This is a genomic window from Nocardioides sp. P5_C9_2 (assembly GCF_054049555.1).
Map to the genome: position 1 here is coordinate 1 of NZ_JBFUMD010000300.1, position 4,928 is coordinate 4,928.

4 protein-coding genes are annotated in these 4,928 nt (G+C 68.9%); 1 reads left to right on the plus strand and 3 read right to left on the minus strand.

Annotated elements, in window-relative coordinates; genetic code table 11:
- Nucleotides 1–21: 21 nt before the first annotated feature.
- Entirely contained in the window at nt 22–1,971 is a 1,950-nt protein-coding gene (locus tag ACXJKL_RS14445; protein WP_457207740.1) for a glycosyltransferase, read from the minus strand.
- On the minus strand, nt 1,964–3,178 hold the full coding sequence (locus tag ACXJKL_RS14450) for an NAD-dependent epimerase/dehydratase family protein (protein ID WP_457207741.1): 1,215 nt from the start codon (nt 3,176–3,178) through the stop codon (nt 1,964–1,966). Before ACXJKL_RS14450 ends, ACXJKL_RS14445 begins: the two co-directional genes overlap by 8 nt.
- Nucleotides 3,179–3,461: 283 nt before the next feature.
- Here ACXJKL_RS14450 and ACXJKL_RS14455 point away from each other — a divergent pair, with 283 nt between their 5' ends.
- A complete protein-coding gene (locus ACXJKL_RS14455; protein ID WP_457207742.1) occupies nt 3,462–4,424 on the plus strand; it encodes a hypothetical protein in 963 nt (320 codons plus the stop codon).
- Between the two features lie 33 nt (nt 4,425–4,457).
- On the opposite strand, the gene ACXJKL_RS14460 is transcribed toward ACXJKL_RS14455, so the two are convergent.
- The coding region (locus tag ACXJKL_RS14460) for a M15 family metallopeptidase (protein ID WP_457207743.1) at nt 4,458–4,928 on the minus strand (471 nt) is incomplete at its 5' end.

Here is a 4,928-nt window from a genome sequence, read left to right on the forward strand (position 1 = left end):
ATCTCCTGTGGTGCGGTGGGTTCAGTCTCGGGGGCGGGACAACAGCTCGCGGTAGCACCCGACGAGGCCCGCTGCCGTGCGCGCCCACGTGTAGCGATCGCCAGACGCGAGGACGGACTCGACCTGGCGCTTGCCGAGCGCCGGATCGGCGAGAAGCCGCTCCGCCGCGTCGGCGAGGTCCGCGGGGCGCCACGAGGTCGCCACGACGGGTGCGTCCGGCATCACCTCGTCGAGTGGCCCGAACCCCGCGTGCAGCGTGGGGGTCCCGAACCGGGCCGCCTCGAACGGCACGAGTCCGAAGCCTTCGGCCGCCGTGGGATAGACGCACAGGTCGGCGTGCCGGAGCAGCCAGTTGCGCTCCTCCGAGGTGACGTCGGCGAGCGTGAGTGGCTCCTCGCCACCGTCACTGATCGCGGCGGCCTCGGCGATGCGGCTGGATCCCTGCGCGACCGAGACGCCCGCCAACACAAGCCCGATTCCGTGCCCTCGCTCTCGCAGCTCGCGCCACATGTGCACGGCGAGGTCCCTGTTCTTGTGTGAGTAGTTGGCTCCGAGGACGACCATGAAAGGACGCGACGCCCAGCCTCGAGCCACGATCTCGGCGGGCATCGAGGTCGCCTCAGCGCCCGACATGTGGTCGGTGCCGTTCTCGATGACGAACATCCGGTCCCGCTCGACCGGGAGCTGCTCGAGAACCATCTGGTCCCGCACGTCGTGCGAGATCACCACCGACGCGTCCGAGCGGCGGCAGGCCTTCTCCAAGTTGCTCCGGTAGGACAGCCAGTCCTCGGGAGTGAAGTGGTAGGCCCCGATGCCGTAGGCGATCAGGTCCTGGACAGTGACCACGACTCGCTTGCCCAGCTGGCGCCACCGAGGCCACGGCAGGCCGTCGCCCGGCTGGAAGGGCCGGTGCACGATGTCAGCGCCCTCGACACCCTCGAACTTGTTGTCCGTGGTCAGCACCGTGCTGATCTTGGGTGTGTCGAGGTAGGTGTCGGCGTACCTCGGGATCGCCCCGGGCACACCGAGGACGACCGAGTGGACGTCGTCGCGCTCGGCCAGCGCGCGGACCAGCGCCAGCGTCTGGACCTGGGTGCCGTTCTCGATCGGACCGAGGCACGAGCCGTCGATGACGACCCGCAGGCCCTGCACCTTGGCCCGAGCGGTGTTCATGGCCATCTCGATCGGCGCGTCCTTGTCGGTGCGCTGCGTGTCGAACAGGGCCGGGAAGAAGTGGTGGTGCTTGTTCAGGAGCATCCGCACGTCGTGAATGGTGGTCAGCTCCTGCCCCCACCTCCCCAGCTCCCAGGGACGACTGACGTAGGTCATCGAGTCCAGCACCGACTTCAGGCCGCGGCGCTGCGAGCGCAGCGCGAGGTCCATCAGGGACACCTCGGGCTGAAGGTCGAACTCAGGGTGCGGCCCACCCGTCATCGTCACCGCGTGCCGGGCCACCAGGCAAGCCGCCCCCGCCGGGACAGTGATGGGTGCAGGCGCCATGGCCGGCGCGAGGTCGCGCAGCCGCCGGGTCAGGGTGGTCTCGTCGTATCCGGTGATGGCGTACGCGGTAGGGCCGTTGCGGTAGGGGAAGCTCAGGTAGCCGGCCGAGTTGGCGAGGAACGAGACCGTCGCGACGCGTGCGTCYGCGCGGAGCGCCTCCAGGGCGGGGCCCAACCCGTCCGCTGGGAGCACGACGGGCGACGTCATGACGAGAAGTGGGAGGTCGCCCTCCCGCGACAGCTCGAGGAGCGTCGTGGCGAAGCTCAGGGCAACGACGCACGAGATGCGGTCATCGTCCGGCATGCGCGACCTGGCCCACCCCGCTTCCCCGGGCACGGCCAGCACGATCTCGCCCGCGCCGGGGACCTTGAGCAGCCGTGTCACGGCCGGGAGCCAGTCGTCCACCGAGTCCCGCACGAACATCAGGGTCTGGAAACCAGACACGTCGGCGGAGTCGTCCTGGTCAGCCAAGGAAGCCACGCTCCCGCAAGTAGTCAGCGACGGCGGCGCTACCCGCCTCGAAGTCGTGCTCCCAGGCCCAGCCGAGCTCCGACTGCAGGTCGTGCACGTCCGCGACTGCGTGGCGTACGTCGCCGTCTCGGAACTTGCCGCAGACCTGGGGATCGGGAGCCCCGTGGTGCTTGGCGATCGCTCGAGCCGCGTCCGCGATCGTCGTCACCACGCCAGTACCGACGTCCAGGATCCTCGGGCGGTCGGCGGCAGGTGGCTGGGCGATGCCTGCCAGCAGAGCGCTGACCACGTCGTCGATGACGATGAAGTCGCGACCGATGTCGCCGTCCTCGTAGATGTCGAGGACCTGCCCGCGCGAGGCGAGACGGTGGAAGAGCGTGATGATGCCGGTGTACGGGTTGTGCGGTGACTGACCGGGGCCGTAGACGTTCTGCAGCCGGAAGACGGACAGCGGGACGGAGAAGGCTGCGGTCCAGTTGCGCAGGACCAGCTCCTGCGCCAGCTTGGTGGATCCGTACACGCTGGACGGGTTGGGATGCGCGGACCGGGCGTTGGAGGCGGTCGGTCGGGCCACCGAGCCGGATGGCGCCACGTGGTCCCACTGGGCGGCCGCCAGCTGCGCGTGGCTGCGGGGAGGCGGATAGAACTCCACTCCGTCAGTGTCGACCCACAGGCCCTCGCCGTACACCGCACGGCTGGAGGTGAGCACCACGTGCTCGGGAAGGACGTCGTGACGGACCAGGGCGTCCAGCATGACGGTGGTGCCGACGACGTTGACCTCCGCATGCCGCGTCGACTCCGTCAGCGACTGACCGGTGCCGGTCTCGGCGGCGAGGTGCACCAGCAGGGCCGGCCGGTAGCGGCTCAGGAGGTCGTCCCACGTCCCCGGCTGCGTCACGTCAGCCACGACGAGGTCGACCCTCTCGTCGAGGGCCTCGGGCCTGCCCTGCCCCGGGTGCACCTGCGGGAGAAGGTTGTCGATCGCCACGACCGGCCGCCCCAGATCCGCAAGGTGGGAGCTCAGGGCACTTCCGATGAAGCCCGCTCCCCCTGTCACGAAAGTGGCGTCCGGCAAGTGCTGCGTTGACTCGCTCACCCAGTTGTCCCGTCCTGAAGTCCGTACGTCAGCGGCCGAGTCTAGAAGAGGACCTCCGGCTAGGCGATTCGGGGCAGGCGGCTCCCGGGACTCGTCGCAGCGCCTTTGCACGAGGAAGCAACGACGCTACGGGGGTAGATTTCGTGCTCGACCCGACCGTCGGACGTGGAGGCACCCGCGTCGGGCGGCAGGAAGAGAAGCCGAGCGTCCGACCGTCTGGATTCGCATCACCCCGAGGAGACGAAGTGCCCTCACATCGCCAAGGCCGGGCCCGATGAGGGGCCAAGGGCGCATCCAGAGGGCGCTCGGTGTCCACGGCATCGACGATCGCCTCGCAGGACTCGAGCGCACGACGCGCATGCTGAGGCGGCGGAGCGCCAAGCAGGCCACGCAGTTGAGATCCGTCGCCGCCGGCGTGACGGTGGCGGTCGACCAGCTCGACAGGCTGCTTCAGCAGCTCACGACGGAGGCGGCGGTGCGCTCCGGACACGGAGGTGCCCTGTCGCGGATCGAGCACCTGCAGACGGTGCACGTCCAGGGGCTCCACCCGCGGAGGGACCGGGGGATCGAGCAGTCGGTCCAGCACATCCTGAGCAACCAGTACGCGGCGCTCATCGACGCTGGCAAGCCACTTCCGTCCTTCGACGCGGCGGAGGCCCGCTTCTACTCGCAGAACGGCGAGGACGGCATCATTCAGCTGATCCTCGCCGCCACCGGCACAGACACGAAGCGCACGGTCGAGATCTGCGCGGGCGACGGCGTGGAGAACAACTCGGCCAACCTCATCGTCAACCACGGCTGGACCGGTCTGCTGGTCGACGGTGGTGACGCCATCCTCGAGACCGGCAGGAACTTCTACCAGCACAACTCGGACACCTACTACTGGCCGCCGACGCTGCTGAAGGCCTGGATCACGCGGGACTCCGTGAACCAGATGGTCCAGGAGGCGGGTTTTGCCGGAGACATCGACATGCTGACCATCGACATCGACGGCATGGACTACTGGATCTGGGAGGCGTTGGACTGCGTCAACCCCCGCATCGTTGTCACCGAGTACAACGCCGTGTGGCCGGCCGACATGGCGAGGACGCTTCCGTACCAGGACGAATGGGTGTGGGAGAAGGGGTCGTTGTACATCGGCGCCTCCCTCGGGGCCATGGTCAAGCTGGGGAAGAAGAAGGGCTACCGACTCGTCGGCGGCAACCGCCTCGGGTTCAACGCCTTCTTCGTCCGCGAGGACCTGGCCGCCGACCTTCTCCCCGAGGTTGACCCCCGCACCCTCCTCACGCATCCCGCCGTCGCAGCCACCCAGGCGTTCGTCGGCGAGATGAGCCCGGAACGATGGGTGGAGGTCTAGGTCGGGAGCGACCCGACGCACCTCCGGGGCTCCTCACTCCGGGTCGACGATCGCGTTCATCTCGAAGTGCATCGGGTCGGTGTAGCCCCAGTCGCCGCCCCACGCGAAGCCCCACCGCTTGAGGATCGACACGACGTCCCGGTCGATCTCACCGACGGTGCCGCGCTGGTTGCCCGGCACGTTGATGTCGAAGGCGATGCCGAACGAGTGCAGCGAGAGCTGCTGGCTGCCGGCGATGAAGCGCGGGTAGAAGCACCCGGCGTACTCGCCCACGTGGATCTCGTCCGCCAGCCCGCGCTGCTCGATCTCGAGCAGGGCGGCCCGCAGCTGCGGGAAGACCACCCGGTGGCACGTCATCGACCCCAGGATCGGCACGGGCTCCGTGCGGATGTTGGCGTCGACCCACGACTGCTCGGGCGCGATCCGGCCGGCGCCGAGCACCGTGTAGCGGAACGTGCCGACCGCGTCGGCGACCGAGCCACCGGTCAGCACCGCGGTCTGAGT